This window comes from Roseicyclus sp., from assembly GCF_052168335.1.
In the GTDB taxonomy this organism is placed as follows: domain Bacteria; phylum Pseudomonadota; class Alphaproteobacteria; order Rhodobacterales; family Rhodobacteraceae; genus Roseibacterium.
Map to the genome: position 1 here is coordinate 1 of NZ_JBQLZP010000039.1, position 15,948 is coordinate 15,948.

15 protein-coding genes are annotated in these 15,948 nt (G+C 70.5%); 8 read left to right on the forward strand and 7 right to left on the reverse strand.

Going from position 1 to position 15,948, the window contains the following annotated elements:
• The first annotated feature begins 143 nt into the window (after positions 1-143).
• The 4 genes from ACTS11_RS01415 (at position 144) to gcvA (ending at position 4,574) form a co-directional block, all read left to right on the forward strand.
• Positions 144-890, forward strand: a complete 747-nt coding sequence (locus ACTS11_RS01415) for an EAL domain-containing protein (protein ID WP_442638585.1) — start codon at positions 144-146, stop codon at positions 888-890.
• A 175-nt stretch (positions 891-1,065) separates the two neighbouring features.
• Entirely contained in the window at positions 1,066-2,241 is a 1,176-nt protein-coding gene (locus ACTS11_RS01420; RefSeq protein WP_442638571.1) for an acetyl-CoA C-acetyltransferase, read from the forward strand.
• 140 nt (positions 2,242-2,381) lie between these two features.
• Positions 2,382-3,104 (forward strand): acetoacetyl-CoA reductase, encoded by a 723-nt coding sequence (gene phbB / locus ACTS11_RS01425; RefSeq protein WP_442638572.1) that lies wholly within the window; start codon positions 2,382-2,384, stop codon positions 3,102-3,104.
• A 522-nt stretch (positions 3,105-3,626) separates the two neighbouring features.
• The gene (gcvA, locus tag ACTS11_RS01430) at positions 3,627-4,574 is read left to right on the forward strand and encodes a transcriptional regulator GcvA (protein WP_442638573.1); all 948 of its coding nucleotides are present in this window, start codon (positions 3,627-3,629) and stop codon (positions 4,572-4,574) included.
• Positions 4,575-4,622: 48 nt separating this feature from the next.
• On the opposite strand, the gene ACTS11_RS01435 is transcribed toward gcvA, so the two are convergent.
• The 3 genes from ACTS11_RS01435 to ACTS11_RS01445 form a co-directional block, all read right to left on the reverse strand.
• On the reverse strand, positions 4,623-4,787 hold the full coding sequence (locus ACTS11_RS01435) for a YdcH family protein (protein ID WP_442638574.1): 165 nt from the start codon (positions 4,785-4,787) through the stop codon (positions 4,623-4,625).
• A 110-nt stretch (positions 4,788-4,897) separates the two neighbouring features.
• Complete coding sequence (locus tag ACTS11_RS01440) at positions 4,898-5,650, reverse strand: tRNA1(Val) (adenine(37)-N6)-methyltransferase (protein ID WP_442638575.1); 753 nt, start codon at positions 5,648-5,650, stop codon at positions 4,898-4,900.
• Positions 5,647-5,862, reverse strand: a complete 216-nt coding sequence (locus ACTS11_RS01445) for a putative signal transducing protein (protein ID WP_442638576.1) — start codon at positions 5,860-5,862, stop codon at positions 5,647-5,649. Before ACTS11_RS01445 ends, ACTS11_RS01440 begins: the two co-directional genes overlap by 4 nt.
• A gap of 79 nt (positions 5,863-5,941) precedes the next feature.
• On the opposite strand from ACTS11_RS01445, the gene ACTS11_RS01450 reads away from it, so the two are divergent.
• Complete coding sequence (locus tag ACTS11_RS01450) at positions 5,942-6,943, forward strand: polyprenyl synthetase family protein (protein WP_442638577.1); 1,002 nt, start codon at positions 5,942-5,944, stop codon at positions 6,941-6,943.
• A gap of 3 nt (positions 6,944-6,946) precedes the next feature.
• Here ACTS11_RS01450 and ACTS11_RS01455 read toward each other — a convergent pair whose 3' ends face one another.
• From ACTS11_RS01455 to ACTS11_RS01465, 3 genes are all read right to left on the reverse strand, one after another.
• Positions 6,947-7,780, reverse strand: a complete 834-nt coding sequence (locus ACTS11_RS01455; protein WP_442638578.1) for a 4-(cytidine 5'-diphospho)-2-C-methyl-D-erythritol kinase — start codon at positions 7,778-7,780, stop codon at positions 6,947-6,949.
• The gene (locus ACTS11_RS01460; protein WP_442638579.1) at positions 7,777-9,474 is read right to left on the reverse strand and encodes a tetratricopeptide repeat protein; all 1,698 of its coding nucleotides are present in this window, start codon (positions 9,472-9,474) and stop codon (positions 7,777-7,779) included. The genes ACTS11_RS01455 and ACTS11_RS01460 overlap by 4 nt, the downstream gene beginning before the upstream one ends.
• Positions 9,475-9,589: 115 nt before the next feature.
• Positions 9,590-11,245: a 4Fe-4S dicluster domain-containing protein gene (locus ACTS11_RS01465; RefSeq protein WP_442638580.1), complete on the reverse strand. Its 1,656-nt coding sequence runs from the start codon at positions 11,243-11,245 to the stop codon at positions 9,590-9,592.
• Positions 11,246-11,452: 207 nt separating this feature from the next.
• Here ACTS11_RS01465 and ACTS11_RS01470 point away from each other — a divergent pair, with 207 nt between their 5' ends.
• Entirely contained in the window at positions 11,453-11,773 is a 321-nt protein-coding gene (locus ACTS11_RS01470) for a DUF2834 domain-containing protein (protein WP_442638581.1), read from the forward strand.
• A 102-nt stretch (positions 11,774-11,875) separates the two neighbouring features.
• Here ACTS11_RS01470 and ACTS11_RS01475 read toward each other — a convergent pair whose 3' ends face one another.
• Positions 11,876-12,850 (reverse strand): quinone oxidoreductase family protein, encoded by a 975-nt coding sequence (locus tag ACTS11_RS01475; protein ID WP_442638582.1) that lies wholly within the window; start codon positions 12,848-12,850, stop codon positions 11,876-11,878.
• A gap of 128 nt (positions 12,851-12,978) precedes the next feature.
• On the opposite strand from ACTS11_RS01475, the gene lysA reads away from it, so the two are divergent.
• Together lysA and ACTS11_RS01485 are read left to right on the forward strand one after the other, a co-directional pair.
• The gene (gene lysA, locus ACTS11_RS01480) at positions 12,979-14,244 is read left to right on the forward strand and encodes a diaminopimelate decarboxylase (RefSeq protein ID WP_442638583.1); all 1,266 of its coding nucleotides are present in this window, start codon (positions 12,979-12,981) and stop codon (positions 14,242-14,244) included.
• Between the two features lie 47 nt (positions 14,245-14,291).
• Positions 14,292-15,948, forward strand: a 1,657-nt coding sequence (locus ACTS11_RS01485) for a DUF4175 domain-containing protein (protein WP_442638584.1), incomplete at its 3' end; no start/stop codon positions are given.

The following is a 15,948-nucleotide window of genomic DNA, read 5'->3' on the forward strand; positions in this document are numbered from 1 at the left end:
AGCCGGACAGCAAGGAGGACGAGACGGTGGAGCGACGGCAGGAGGAGCAGCGGGACGAGCGCGGGCGGCCCCCTTTGCCCGAGCCGGGCCTCGGCAGTCCGCTCGAGGCCGCCATCGCCAGCCGCGAGCGGCGCAGCCTCGCCATGGTCAAGGCCGCGCTGGACCGGGGCGACGCGCTGCTCGCGTTCCAGCCGGTCATGCGCGCCGATGGTGGCGGGATCGCCTTCCACGAGGGCCTGATCCGCATCCTCGACGAGACGGGGCGCGTCATCCCCGCGCGGGACTTCATGCCCGACGTGGTGGACCACGAGATCGGGCGGAGGATCGACTGCGCGGCGCTCGAGGCGGGGCTCCGCGCGCTCTGCGACGATCCCGGCCTCCGTCTGGCGGTCAACATGTCGGCGCGCTCCATCGGCTATCCCGACTGGATTTCGATCCTGCGCCGCGTCCTGCGCCGTCACCCCGAAGCGGTGGAGCGGCTCATCCTCGAGCTGACAGAGGAGTCGGTCATGCTCGTCCCCGAGATCGTCTCGGTCTTCATGAAGGACATGCAGGACAAGGGGATCACCTTCGCGCTCGACGATTTCGGGGCGGGCAACACGGCGTTCCGGCATCTCAAGCACCTGTGCTTCGACATGCTGAAGATCGACGGACAGTTCGCGCGGGACATCGCCAGCGACGCAGACAACCAGGTGCTCTACGAGGCGCTGATCGCGCTGGCGCGCAACTTCGACATGCTCCTGGTCGCCGAGGCCGTCGAGACGCGGGAGGAGGCGGAGTGGCTCGTGCGCGCGGGCGTCGACTGCCTCCAGGGCTACTACTACGGCGTGCCCTCGCTCACCCCGCCCGCCGCCGCGCTGCGGACGGAGGCGGAGCCGCGCCGCGCCTGACCCCCGAGCGCCGCCTGAGACACACTGTCCGTTGTGCCGGACCCCCGCGGCCCTTATCACCGGCGCGAGTGGCCGCACGTCCTTTCGCCCGAGAAGGGTGGCCCGCGGGACCTGGATCGCGGCCGGGAATCGGCACGCCGGCGGAAAGCCGGCTCGAGTACAGGGAAAGGACCCCATGACCAACGTCGTCATCGCAAGCGCAGCGCGCACGCCCGTCGGAAGCTTCCTCGGCTCCTTCGCCAACACGCCCGCGCACGAGCTCGGGCGCGTGGTGCTCGAGGCGGTGGTCGAGCGCGCGGGCGTCGACAAGGCGGAGGTGTCGGAGACGATCCTCGGCCAGGTCCTGACCGCCGCGCAGGGCCAGAACCCCGCCCGCCAGGCGCATATCAACGCGGGCCTCCCGAAGGAGAGCGCCGCCTGGGGCATCAACCAGGTCTGCGGCTCGGGCCTCCGGGCCGTGGCGCTCGGCGCGCAGCACATCATGCTGGGCGACGCCGCCATCGTGATCGCGGGCGGGCAGGAGAACATGTCGATGAGCCCCCATGCCGCGAGCCTGCGCCAGGGGCAGAAGATGGGCGACATGTCCTACATCGACACGATGATCCGCGACGGCCTCTGGGACGCCTTCAACGGCTACCACATGGGCCAGACCGCCGAGAACGTCGCGCAGCAGTGGCAGATCAGCCGCGAGATGCAGGACGAGTTCGCCGTGGCGTCGCAGAACAAGGCGGAGGCCGCGCAGAAGGCCGGAAAGTTCGCCGAAGAGATCGTCGGCGTCACGATCAAGAGCCGCAAGGGCGACACGGTCGTGGACAGCGACGAGTACATCCGCCACGGCGCGACGCTCGACGCGATGCAGAAGCTGCGTCCGGCCTTCACCAAGGACGGGTCGGTGACGGCTGCGAACGCCTCGGGCCTCAACGACGGTGCTGCGGCGACGCTCCTGATGTCGGCCGACGAGGCCGAGCGCCGGGGGATCGAGCCCTTGGCGCGGATCGCCTCCTACGCGACGGCGGGTCTCGATCCGTCGATCATGGGCGTGGGTCCGATCCATGCCTCGCGCAAGGCGCTGCAGAAGGCCGGCTGGAAGGTCGAGGACCTCGATCTCGTGGAGGCGAACGAGGCCTTCGCGGCGCAGGCCTGCGCGGTCAACAAGGACATGGGCTGGGACCCCGCGATCGTGAACGTGAACGGCGGCGCCATCGCCATCGGCCACCCGATCGGCGCCTCGGGCGCGCGGGTGCTCAACACGCTGCTGTTCGAGATGCAGCGCCGGGGCGCGAAGAAGGGCCTCGCCACGCTCTGCATCGGCGGCGGCATGGGCGTCGCGCTCTGCGTCGAGCGCCCCTGACCCCGCAGTGACGCGGAAGGGCGCCTGCGGGCGCCCTTTTCGTATCCCGTGCGGCGAAAAGGAACGCGCAATATTGTTGCGGTGCAGCGTCAGCGCGCGTAACACAATTACCTCAGAGAGACGCCAGACTGGAGGAACCCATGGCAAGAGTAGCGCTCGTCACCGGCGGCAGCCGCGGCATCGGTGAAGCGATTTCCAAGGCCCTGAAGGCGGAGGGCTACGAGGTCGCCGCCACCTATGCCGGGAACGACGAGAAGGCCGCCGCCTTCACCGCAGAGACCGGGATCAAGACCTACAAGTGGAACGTCGCGGACTACGACGCCTCGAAGGCCGGGATCGAACAGGTCGAGGCCGATCTCGGGCCGATCGACACGGTGGTGGCGAATGCCGGCATCACGCGCGACGCCATGTTCCATCGCATGACCCCCGCACAGTGGAAGGAGGTCATCGACACCAACCTCACCGGCGTCTTCAACACCGTCCACCCGGTCTGGCCGGGGATGCGCGATCGCAAGTTCGGGCGCGTGATCGTGATCTCCTCGATCAACGGGCAGAAGGGCCAGGCCGGCCAGGTGAACTATGCCGCGACCAAGGCGGGCGACCTCGGCATCGTGAAGAGCCTCGCGCAGGAGGGCGCGAAGTTCGGCATCACCGCCAACGCAATCTGCCCCGGCTACATCGCGACCGAGATGGTCATGGCCATCGACGAGGCCGTGCGCGACAAGATCATCGCGGGCATTCCGGCCGGCCGCCTCGGCACGCCCGAGGAGATCGCGCGCTGCGTGAGCTTCCTCGCGTCGGAGGATTCGGGCTTCATCAACGGCTCGACGATCTCGGCCAACGGCGCGCAGTTCTTCGTCTGAGGCGCGAGACCCTGAACGCGGAAGGCCGGGATCGCTCCCGGCCTTTTTCACGTGCGGCATCTGCCCCGGATCAGGCGCGGCGGCCGAAGAGGCTTGCGACGGCGCGCCAGAAGTGGCGGCTGACCTCGGCGCGGCCGGCAAGGATGCGGGCGCGCAGTTCCGGCGTATGTGCGAAGCTTTCCATCGTCGTCTCCTTGGTTCGAAACACGAACCTCCCCCGTGGGTAAATATGTGGCAGCCTTGCTGACCTTACCATGCGCATTCCGGCAAATCCGCCTTTCGCCCCGCGCAAGGCTCAGCGGCGGCGTCCGGTGAGATAGCCCCAGACCTCGCCGAGGATCCGGCCCCGCGCCTGATGCGCGCGGCGGATGGCGTCGCGGGTCCGGCGGTCGGTCGTGTTGTCGAAGATCATCGGAACGTCCCTTTCGAAGAAATATTGAACTGATCCCTGGATGCGCCCAATATCCGAAAGACACAAACGAGACCTTTCTATCCTTCGATGAAGAATTTCTTGGGTGATACATGTCCGGCCGCCTGCCGCCGCTGACCGCGCTCCGCGCCTTCGAGGCCGCCGCGCGCCACCTGAGCTTCGCGCGGGCGGCGGCGGAGCTGAACGTGACGCCCGCGGCGCTGTCGTTCCAGGTCAAGAACCTCGAGGAGCATCTGGGCGCGCCGCTGTTCACCCGCCTGAACCGCGCGGTCGAACTGACCGAGGCCGGTCGCGCGCTCGCGCCCGGTGCCTCCGACGGCTTCGCGACGCTCGCCACCGCGTGGCGGGCGGCCCGGCAGACGGGCGCCGGCAGCACCCTGACCGTGACGGCGGGACCGGCCTTCACCGCCAAGTGGCTCGCGCCCCGGCTCTTCGCCTTTGTCAGCGCGCACCCGGAGATCGAATTGCGGTTCTCGGCCACGCTGAAGCTCGTGGACCTCGCGCGGGACGACGTCGATATCGCGATCCGTTTCGGGATGCCGCAGGAGGAGCCGGGGCTGAGGAGCCGGGCCTTCACGCAGGAATGGCTCAGCCCGATGATGTCGCCCGCGCTCGCGCGCGAGTTTCCGGAGCCTCGCGACCTCGCGCGCGCACCGCTCCTGCATCAGGAGGATACGGGGTTCGTGAAGCCTGCGATCGACTGGCCGGCCTGGTTCCGGGCCGCCGGCCTGCCCCCGCGCTTCGCGGCGGGCGCGCGGTTCAGCCAGGCCGACCACGCGCTGGACGCCGCCGCCTCGGGGGCAGGCGTCGTTCTCGGGCGCATCTCGCTGGCCGAGCGGGATCTCCGGGAGGGCCGTCTGGTCATGCCCTACGACCTCGCGCTCGCGACCGACGCGCTCTACCGCCTCGTCTATCCGGCGGGCACGGAAGACCGGCCGCAGGTGCGGGCCTTCGTCGAGTGGATCGAACGAGAAGTGAAGAGCCTCTCGGCGTATGCCGAGGGGATGCGCTTCGTCCCGGCCGCCCAGGTTGCGGCCTGACTGCGGCCGGACCGGGGAACCGGCGGCGCCGGTCCCGGTCCCTCCGCCTCAGTGCTCGAGGCGGCTGATCTCTTCCTTCAGGCGGAGTTTTTCCTTCTTGAGTTCACGCACGGCAAGGTCGTCGATGCTCGGGCTACGCTGCGCCTCCTCCACACGCTGGGCGAGGACTGCGTGCTTCTTCTTCAGTTCCTGAAGATGAGCGCCAAGAGACATCGGGTATCCTCCTCTCGATTGTGACAACGATGCGTCAAGGCAACCACGGATTGCGAGTCGTGTCACGCCTTTCGCGTCTGGGGATGCCTAGAATGCGGGACACCGCCGGCTCAGGGCCAGCGGATGGCCTCGCCCTCACGCAGGATGCCCGCGATTTCAGCGGTGTAGCTCTCGCCGTCGGCCTCGTGGCGGGCGCCTTCATGTAGAAGAAGTGGCGCCAGCAGGCGGAACGGCGCGCGGCCGCCCTTGCGCGCCCGGAGGATGACGCGGCCCGCCTCGCGACCGGGGCGGGGCTGGAGCGGCAGGACCGAGACCGAGCCGAGCGCGCCGAGCGCGCCGAGCATCTCGGGCAGACGCTCCGCCGTCTGGATCATCGTCAGCCAGCCCCCGGGCTTCAACCGGGCGGACGCGACCGAAACCCAGAGCGACAGCGGCGTCTGCTCGCGGAGCGCGGCCTCACGGCCCGCATCCTCCGCCGCGGTGCCCGCCCCGGCGCGGTAGTAGGGCGGATTGGCGATCACCTGGTCGAAGGCGCGTTGCCTCAGCGCCGGCGGCAGCGCGGCGAGATCGGCCGTCACGATCTCGAGCCCGGCGCCCGCCGCCTCGGCGTTCCGGCGCGCGAGGTCGGCGTAGTCGGCCTGCCGCTCCACCCCGGTGATCGACAGCCCCGGCACCCGCGCGGCGAGGCAGAGGCTGGCCACGCCCACGCCGCAGCCGAGTTCCAGCACCTGCTGCCCCTCCTGCGCGGGACAGGCGGCGGCGAGGAGCACGGGATCGGTTCCGGCCCGATAGCCGCGGGCGGGCTGCCAAGCCCGGACGCGCCCGCCGAGAAACTCGTCCCGGGTGAGGTCGCCCGGCGTCACTCGCTGACGGGCAGGTCGTTGTCGCGCAGGACGGCGCGGGCGCGGAAGGCGTCGGCGCGGCGCACGAACAGCCGACGCGGCAAAATGCCGATGGACCCCTCGAGCGTGCTCATATGGACGTCCATCTCGAACACCTCTATATCCTCGCCGGACAACAGGGCCGAGGCGAAGGCGATCACGGTCGGGTCGTTGCTGCGCAGCACCTCGAGCATGGATCGGCATTTAGGGGTTGGGACCCCGGTTGTCGAGACGCGGGTCCAACGGGTCGAGCCACGGGAGGGAAGCGGGCGCATGAGCCTCGATGATGCAGCGACCAAGCCGCACGAACGCCTGCAATCCGCGCTGAGCGGAGACCTCGAGGCCGTGGGCGCGCTCATCCGCGAGCGCATGGCCTCCGAGCACGCGCCGCGCATCCCCGAGGTCACGGCGCACCTGGTCGAAGCGGGCGGCAAGCGCATCCGGCCGATGCTGACGCTCGCCGCCGCGCGGCTCTGCGGCTACGAGGGCGAGGATCACCGCAAGCTCGCCGCGACGGTGGAATTCATCCACACCGCGACGCTGCTGCACGACGACGTGGTGGACGAGAGCCAGCGCCGCCGCGGGCGACCGACGGCGAACCTGCTCTGGGACAACAAGTCGAGCGTGCTGGTCGGCGACTACCTCTTCGCGCGGTCGTTCCAGCTCATGGTCGAGACGCGCAACCTGCGCGTCCTCGACATCCTGTCGAACGCCGCGGCTACCATCGCCGAGGGCGAGGTGCTGCAACTGACCGCGGCGATGAACCTCGCCACGACGGAAGGCATCTACCTCCAGGTCATCCGCGGCAAGACCGCGGCGCTCTTCGAGGCGGCCTGCGAGGTCGGCGGCGTCATCGCGGGCCGGGACGAACGCGTGATCGGCGCGCTCGCTCGCTACGGCGACGGGCTGGGCGTCGCGTTCCAGATGGCGGACGACCTGCTCGACTGGGGCGGGGCCTCGGGCGTCATCGGCAAGAACACCGGCGACGACTTCCGCGAGCGCAAGCTGACGCTGCCGGTGATCCGCGCCGTCGCCCGCGCCGACGCCTCCGAGCGCGCCTTCTGGGTCCGCACCATCGAGCGGGGCGACCAGCGGGACGGCGACCTCGAGCAGGCGATGGAGCTGCTGCGCCGCCACGGCACGCTCGAGGAAACGCGGGTCGAGGCCAACGCCCACGCGGACGCCGCGCGCGAAGCCCTGGGCGAGGTGCCGGAGCACCCGCTGACCGAGATGATGGCGGACCTCGCGGGCTACGTGGTGGCGCGGCTCAACTGACCGTCAGGGCGCCTCGCGCAGGTCCGGCGCGGGCGCGACCCACCAGCCCGGATGACCGGCGAGCCGTTCCGCCGCGCCCTCAGCCTCCGCTTCCTCGGTGAAGAGGCCGAAGCAGGTGCCCCCCGACCCGCTCATCCGCGCGAGACGGCAGCCCGGTTCGGCGGCGAGCGCGTCCAGCACCGCGCGGACCTCCGGGACGAGGGCGCAGGCGGCGGGCTCGAGGTCGTTGCGGGTCTCGCCGAGCCAGTCGAGAAGGCTCTCGGCATCGCTCCAGTCAGGCTCGGGCATCGGCGGGTTGTCGACGCCGGAAAGCGCGCGGAAGACGGGGCCGGTCGGCACCTCGACGCCCGGGTTCACGAGGACGAACCAGAGCGGCGGGATGGGCGGCAGCGGGTCGAGCACCTCGCCGATCCCACGCATCCGTGCCGGACGGCTGCCGAGGCAGACGGGAATGTCCGCGCCGATGGCGAGAAGGTCGGGCATTGCGGGCAGAGGCGCGTCCCAGAGGGCGGAAAGCCCGCGCAGCGCGGCGCCCGCGTCGGCCGAGCCGCCGCCGATGCCGCCCGCATGGGGCAGGTGCTTCTCCAGTCGGATCGCCGCGCCACGCGGCCGCCCGAAGGCCTCCGCCGCGCGCCAGACGAGGTTGCGCCGGTCGGCGGGCACGCCCGCCGCGCGCGGCCCGGTGACGGAGAGGCGAAGTTCCGAAGCCTCCCCGATCTCGAGCCAGTCGCCGACACCCGCGAAGACGACCAGCGAGTCGAGAAGGTGGTAGCCGTCGGCCCGCCGCCCGGTGACGTGGAGCGCGAGATTGACCTTGGCGGGCGCGAAGAGCCTCACTGCGTCTCGCCCACGCCGCCTTCCTGTTCCAGCACGCGGTCGAGGCCGATCTCGAGCTTGAGGCGGATGCGCGCCCCGTCCTCCTCGGTCGGCTCGAGGCTGAGCGCGCGTTCCCACTGGAACCGCGCCTCGCGCTGGCGGCCGACCATCCAGTAGACGTCGCCGAGATGGTCGTTGATGATCGGGTCGGTCGGCAGGAGCGCGACCGCGCGCTCCATCGGCTCCACCGCCTCCTCGAAGCGGCCGAGGCGGTAGTAGACCCATCCGAGGCTGTCGACGATGTAGCCGGACTCGGGGCGGGCGGCGACGGCTTCCTCGATCATGCCGAGCGCCTCGTCGAGGTTGCGGCGCTGCTCGACCAGCGAATAGCCGAGGTAGTTCAGAACCTCGGGCTGCCCCGGGTTCAGTTCGAGCGCGCGGCGGAAGTCGGCTTCGGCGGGCGGCCAGTCGTCGATGTCGTGATAGCAGATCGCGCGGGCATAGTGGACGAACCAGTAGCGCGGCTGCGAAGTGTCCACGAGGTCGAGCGCGGCGGTGTAGCTGCCGATGGCATCGGCGCAGCGGTCGGCGCGCCGCAGCATGTCGCCGAGCGTGGCGTGGACCGTGGCGAGGTCGGGGCGCGCCTCGGCCAGTTCGGTCAGCGCGGTCAGCGCCGCTTCGGTGTCGCCCTGCCGTTCCAGCGCCTCGGCACGGCCGAGCTGCGCCTCGACGTACTGGTCGTCGCCTTCCGCCACCTGCCCGAAGGCGTCGGCCGCCAGCTCGTAGCGCTCGGTGTCGAGAAGGAGCTGCCCGGCGAGGATCAGCGCGTCGCTGTGGCCGGGGGCGATCCCGTGCGCGGCACGGGCGTAGATCAGGGGCAGGTTGCCGCCGCCGTCCGAGCCGAAGGCCTGCGCCACGGTGAAGAAGACCTCGGCGATGCCCTCCTGCGCGGTCGTCACGAAGTCGTAGGGCCCCTCGGCCCCGGCGCCGATGCGCGCCTGCATGGCCAGGAGCGCGGGGTCGGGCACGCGCTGCGTGTAGCTGTCGAGCAGATCGAGCGCATCGCCGCGGCGGTCGAGCTGCACCAGGATCTCGGCCCGCGCGCGCACCACGCGCTCGGTCTGGCTGATCCGGCCCGCGCGTTCGCCCGACAGGATCTCCTCGGCCGTCTCGAAATCGCCCACCGCCGCGCGGGCGAGGCCGAGGTGAAGCCAGGCCAGTTCGGCAAGCGACGGATCCTCGGTCAGCGCCATGAACGACGCCTCGGCCCGGTCCATGTTCCCCTCGCCGAGGGCGATCCAGCCGGCGGCGAGCTCGTCGATGAAGGGCCCCCCGGCACGCCCCGCCTCGATCGCGGCCCGCGCGCCTTCGAGCTCGCCTGCGCGGATGAGCTGCACGAACTGCACGAGCCCGGCGAGTTCCTGCCCCGTGGCGCCCTCGGGCAGCGCCGCGGCGATATCGGCGGCGATGTCCCAACGCCCGAGCGCGGCGTTCGCGAAGAGCGCATTCGAGATGAGGACCGGGTTGCCGGGATCGGCAGCGAGGGCGCGCTCGAAATACTCGGCCGCCTCGCGGTGGTCGCCCTGCAGGACGGCGAGGCGCGCGGCCAGGTAGGATCCGGCGAGACCTTCGCCGGACTGCGCGGCGACGGGCGGCGAGAGGGACAGGGCCGTGGCGAGGGCGATCGCGGCGGTCAGCGGGCGGGCAAGGGGCATTCCTGTCTCCAATCGGTCGCCGCAGACACTAGGGCGCAAAGCCCCGCAGGGCAACGCGCGCCCGCATGACGGCCCGCACCGATCCGGTCACGCTTTCGCGTGCGGGCCTTCGCGGTCACATGTTGGGATAGTTCGGCCCGTCCCCGCCCTGCGGCACGGTCCACTTGATGTTCTGCGAGGGGTCCTTGATGTCGCAGGTCTTGCAGTGGACGCAGTTCTGGAAGTTGATCACGAAGCGGGGATCCTTCCCCTCCTCCCGGACCACCTCGTAGACGCCGGCGGGGCAGTAGCGCTCGGCCGGCTCGGCGTATTCGGACAGGTTGACCCGGATCGGAACCTCGGCGTCCAGGAGCTTCAGGTGCGCGGGCTGGCTCTCCTCGTGGTTGGTCATGGAGAAGCTCACGTTGGTGAGCCGGTCGAAGCTGAGCACGCCGTCGGGCCTGGGGTAGTCGATCGGTTTGAAGTTCTTCGCCTTGCCGGTCGCCTCGGCGTCGGACTTGCCGTGCCGCATCGTGCCGAAGAAGGACGCGCCGAACAGGCTGTTGGTCCACATGTCCATGCCGCCGAGCACGACGCCGCCGAGAAGCCCGTGCCTGGACCAGAGCGGCTTGACGTTGCGCACCGGCCGGAGGTCGCGCGCGATCGGCCCGTCCTCGTGGATCGAGCGGTCGTAGTCCGTCAGCTCGTCGCCCGAACGGCCCGCCTGGATCGCGGCGAAGGCGGCCTCTGCGGCCTGCATCCCCGAGAACATCGCGTTGTGGTTGCCCTTGATGCGCGGCACGTTCACGAGCCCCGCGCCGCAGCCGAGGATCGCGACGCCCGGCGCCACCGCCTTCGGGATCGACTGGAGCCCGCCCTCCGCGATGGCGCGCGCGCCGTAGGCGATGCGCTTTCCGCCCTTCAGCAGCTCGGCCACCATCGGGTGATGCTTGAAGCGCTGGAACTCCATGTAGGGGTAGAGATACGGGTTCTCGTAGTTCAGGTGCACCACGAAGCCCACGTAGACCTGGTTGTTGTCGAGGTGGTAGATGAACGACCCGCCGCCCGCGTTGCGGCCGAGCGGCCAGCCCATGGTGTGCACCACCTTGCCGGGGCGGTGCTTCTCGGGGTCGATCTCCCAGATCTCCTTCATGCCGAGGCCGAACTTCTGCGGGTCGCGCCCCTTCGACAGCTCGAACTTCGCCATCACCTCCTTGGTGAGCGAGCCGCGCACGCCCTCGCCGAGGAAGACGTACTTGCCGTGCAGTTCCATTCCCGGCTCGTAGCCGTCGCCGGGCGTGCCGTCGGGGTCGAGGCCGAACTCGCCCGCGACGACGCCCTTCACCTCGCCGTTCTCGCCGTAGACGAGCTCGGAGCAGGACATGCCGGGGAACACCTCGACGCCCAGCGCCTCGGCCTGCTCGGCCATCCAGCGGCAGACGTTGCCCATCGAGACGATGTAGTTGCCGTGATTGTTCATGAGCCGCGGCATCACCCAGTTGGGGATGCGGATGCCGCCACCCTCGCCGAGGACGTGGAACTGGTCCTCGCGGACGGGCACGGTGATCGGCGCGCCCTTGGCCTTCCAGTCGGGGATGAGCTTGTTCAGCGCGACGGGGTCGAGGACCGCACCCGACAGGATGTGCGCGCCGACCTCCGAGCCCTTCTCGATCACGACCACGTTCAGCTCGGGGTCGAGCTGCTTGAGCCTGATCGCGGCGGACAGGCCCGCGGGCCCCGCGCCGACGATGACCACGTCGTATTCCATGCTCTCGCGGACGATCTCGGACATGTCGTTCCTCCGGCTCTCGCGCCTGCGGCCTGCGGCCACGGCGATGGCGTGTCGCGCAACAAAGTTTCGCGGATGCGTATTGAAGGCCGGGGCGCCGGTCAATCGTGACGCGGATGCAACTTGTCGCAGAGGCGCGCCTCCGGGTGCCATATGGGCATTCCGGCGCGATGCGCTAGGTCTCGGCGCAACCTGACGTGGAGTGAGCCCATGACCCCCCTTCGCCTGACCTACCTCGCCCTCGTGATCGTCGGCGCCATCCTGCCCTGGAGCTACTTCTACGCCTGGTTCGACGTGAACGGCTGGGACCTCGGGGCGATGATCGACGCCTGGTACGTAAACGACGCGACCAGCGGCCTCGTCTACGACCTGACGATCGCGGCCGCGGCGCTGACGGTCTGGGCGGTGGTGGAGGTTGTCCGGGGCAATCGGTGGTTCCTTCTCGTGATCCCCGCGACCTTCGCCATCGGGGTGAGCTGCGGCCTGCCGCTGGCGCTGTATCTCAAGGCCAGGCCGTCGCGGTCCGCGTAGGGCGGGATCCGTCGCGCCGCACGCCTCGCGACGTCCGTAGGGCGGGACTGGTCCCGCCCAACCGGTACAAGGCGGGACAAGTCCCGCCCTACCTGGTCGAAGTCACGGCAGGAGAACCGTCTGCCCGGTCGTCTTCCGCGCCTCGAGCGCGCGGTGCGCCTCGGCCACGTCCTCGAGCGGGAAGCGCTGGTCGATGCGGATCTTCACGGCGCCCGACGTGACCTTGTCGAACAGGTCCGCCGCCATCTGCTGGCAGGTCTCGTGCACGGCGATGTGGGTGAACAGCGTCGGCCGCGTGATCTTGAGCGAGCCCTTCTGCCCCAGCACGCCGATGTTGAACGGCGGGACGGGACCGGAGGCATTGCCGAACGAGATCATCATGCCGAGCGGGCGGAGCGAATCGAGCGAACCCTCGAACGTGTCCTTGCCGACGGCGTCCATCACAACGTCGACGCCCCTGCCGTCCGTCAGCTCCCGCACCTTCGCGGCCCAGTCGCCGTCGCGGTAGTTGATGCAGGCCTCCGCCCCATGCTCGCGCGCGAGCCGGCACTTCTCCTCGGTCCCGGCGGTGCCGATCAGGCGGATGCCCTCGCTCCGCGCCCACTGGCAGGCGAGGAGGCCGACCCCTCCCGCCGCGGCGTGGAACAGCACCGTGTCGCCCTTTGAGATGGGCGTCGTGCGGCGAAAGAGGTACTGCACCGTCATGCCCTTGAGCATCATCGCGGCGCCTTCCTCGAAGCTGATCGCGTCGGGCAGCGGGCAGACCTGCGCGGCGTTCATCACGCGCGCCTCGGTATAGGCGCCGGGCGGCATCGCGGCATAGGCGGCGCGGTCGCCGACCTTGAGGTGCGTCACGCCCTCGCCCACCGCCTCGACGACGCCAGCTGCCTCCATCCCGAGGGCATGGGGCATCTGCAGGGGGTAGAGGCCGCTGCGCTGGTAGACGTCGATGAAGTTCAGACCGCAGGCCTCGTGGCGGATGCGGATCTGGCCTGGGCCGGGTTCGCCCACCTCCCGGTCCACGATGCGGAACTTCTCCGGCCCGCCCGGTTCCTCGATGATCGCCGTCTTCGCCATGATGGCCTCCCCGTCTTGTCCGCGCCGGAGACTAGCGGGTGCGCCTGCGCCGTCCAGAGTGTTTCCGGCCTCTTTGAAAGCGGCCCGGGGAATGCTACCTGCGCGGGGCTTTCGCGAGGGACGGCACCATGGATCATTTCCTCTACAAGGGCGGCATCCTCCATGCCGAGGACGTGCCGATCCCCGAGATCGCGGCCGAGGTCGGCACGCCGTTCTACGTCTACTCCTGTGCGACGCTCACCCGGCACTTCCGCCTCTTCGAGGAGGCGCTGGCGGGCCTCGACCACCTCGTCTGCTTCGCGGTGAAGTCGAATTCGAACGTGGCCGTCCTGGCGCATCTCGCGAGCCTCGGCGCGGGGATGGACGTGGTGTCGGGCGGCGAGTACCTGCGCGCCAAAGCTGCGGGTGTTCCCGGCGAGCGCATCGTCTTCTCCGGCGTCGGCAAGACGGCCGAGGAGATGCGGATGGCCCTGACCGGCGGCATCCGCCAGTTCAACGTCGAGAGCGAGCCGGAGCTCGAGCGCCTTTCCGCCGTCGCGACGGATCTCGGCGTCGCCGCGCCCATCACGCTGCGCGTGAACCCCGACGTGGACGCGCGCACGCACGAGAAGATCGCCACCGGCAAGTCCGAGAACAAGTTCGGCATCCCCATCGCGCGCGCCCGCGAGGTCTACGCCATGGCCGCGCGCCTGCCGGGGATCGAGGTCGTCGGCATCGATGTCCATATCGGAAGCCAGCTGACCGAGCTCGAGCCCTTCGAGACGGCCTATGGCAAGGTGGCCGAGCTGACGCGGCAGCTCCGCGCCGACGGGCACGACATCCGGCGCCTCGACCTCGGCGGCGGCCTCGGCATTCCCTACGAGCGGTCGAACACCGCCCCGCCGCTGCCCATCGAGTACGGCGAGGTCGTCCGCCGCACCGTGGGCGATCTCGGCGTCGAGGTCGAGATCGAGCCGGGGCGCCTCATCTCGGGCAACGCGGGGCTCCTCGTCTCCTCGGTCGTCTACGTGAAGAACGGCGACGGGCGCGATTTCCTGATCCTCGACGCGGCGATGAACGACCTCGTCCGCCCCGCCATGTACGGCGCCTGGCACGACATCGTCCCGGTGGTCGAGCCCGCGCCGGGCGTGGAGCAGGCGCCCTTCGACGTGGTCGGCCCCGTCTGCGAGACCGGCGACACCTTCGCCAAGCAGCGACCCCTGCCGCCCCTGTCGGAGGGCGATCTCGTGGCCTTCCGCAGCGCCGGCGCCTATGGCGCCGTCATGGCGAGCGAGTACAACACCCGGCCGCTGATCCCCGAGGTGCTGGTGAAGGACCATCACTTCGCCGTCATCCGGGCGCGGCCGTCGTTTGACGAGATGATAAACCGCGATACTGTTCCTACATGGGTATGAACCCATCGCGATCGGGCCACGGTCCGAAACCGGCCCGGAAAGGGAGCATGACCGAAGAACGCTCCGCGTCCCAAGCGGCCCTCGACCGCCTGATCTGGCCCCTGCGCCTGACCCGTCTCGGCATCGCCGCCGAGCGGTTCGCGCGGGGCTTCTGGCCGGTTTGGTCGATCCTTTTCCTCTGCGTGGCGGCGCTGGCCTTCGGGGCGGCGACGGCCCTGGCGCAGACGGCGCTCTGGGCCGTGGCGGCCGTCGCGGCGCTCCTGCTGGCATGGACGCTGGTGCGGGGAGTTCGACGCTTCCATTATCCGTCGCGGGCCGAGGCGCTCGACCGCCTCGACCGCACCATGCCCGGCCGGCCGATCACGGCGCTCCTCGACACGGTGGCGGTCGGCGGCGGCGATGCCGCCACGCGCTCCGTCTGGGAGGTCCACGTGGCCCGCATGGCCGAGCGCGCGGCGCGCGCCCGCCCGCCCGAGCCGGACCTGCGCCTGTCGGAGCGCGATCCCTACGCGCTGCGCTACGTCGCGGCGACGGCCTTCGCCATGGCGCTGCTCTTCGGGACGCTCGGCCGCGTCGCCGAGGTCGGCGAGGCGGTGACGCTCGGCCCCGGCGCCGCCGCCGCCTCCGGCCCCTCGTGGGAGGGCTGGGTCGAGCCGCCGATCTACACGGGCCTGCCGTCCCTCTACCTAAACGACATCGAGGCGGCGTCCTTCGAGGCGCCGGAAGGCAGCCGCATCAGCCTGCGCTTCTACGGCGAGCCGGGCGAGATCACCGTCGAGACCACCGCGGGCATGTCCCTCGTGGGCGAGCCGGCCGAAAGCTCCCGCACGCTCCTGTTGCAGCAGTCCGGCGACCTGACGGTCTTCGCGCCGTCCGGCGCGCGGAGCTGGAACATCTCCGTCCTCGCCGACCAGCCGCCGGAGGTAGCGCTCGAGGGCCAGCTCCAGGGCGAGCCTCCGGGGCAGATGCAGATGACCTTCACCGGGCGCGACGACTACGGCGTCGCCTCGGGCACCGCGACCTTCCGCCTTGACCCCGACGCGGCCGACCGCCGCTACGGCCTCGCCATCGCCCCCGAGCCGCAGGAGGCGCTGACCCTCGACCTGCCGCTGCCGTTCCGGGGTGGGCGCGAGGAGTTCACCGAGGTGCTCGTGGAGGACCTCGCCGCGCATCCCTTCGCAAACCTGCCCGTGACGCTGACCCTGACCGTGACCGACGACGCGGGCCAGATCGGCACCGTCAGCTACGACATCCCCCGTCTTCCCGGACGCCGCTTCTTCGACCCGCTCGCGAACGCGGTGGTGGAGCTGCGCCGCGACCTCCTGTGGAACCGGGAGAACGCCGACCGGGTCGCCGACCTGCTCCGCGCGGTGACGCACCTGCCGGAGGACGGCCTCGACGAGGGTGTCTACCTCCAGCTCCGCACCGCGATCCGGCGGCTTGAGACGGGCGTGGACTCCATCTCGACCGAGACGCGCGACCAGGTGGCCGAAATCCTGTGGAACGCCGCCCTCACGCTCGAGGACGGCGACCTCGACGACGCGCTCGAGCGCCTCCGCCGCGCACAGGAGCGCCTGTCCGAGGCCATGCGGCAGGGCGCCTCCGACGAGGAGATCGCCGAGCTGATGCAGGAACTCCGCGAAGCGATGAACGACTACATGCGCGAGCTGGCGCAGAACGCCGCGCCGGGCGACGAGACCGACC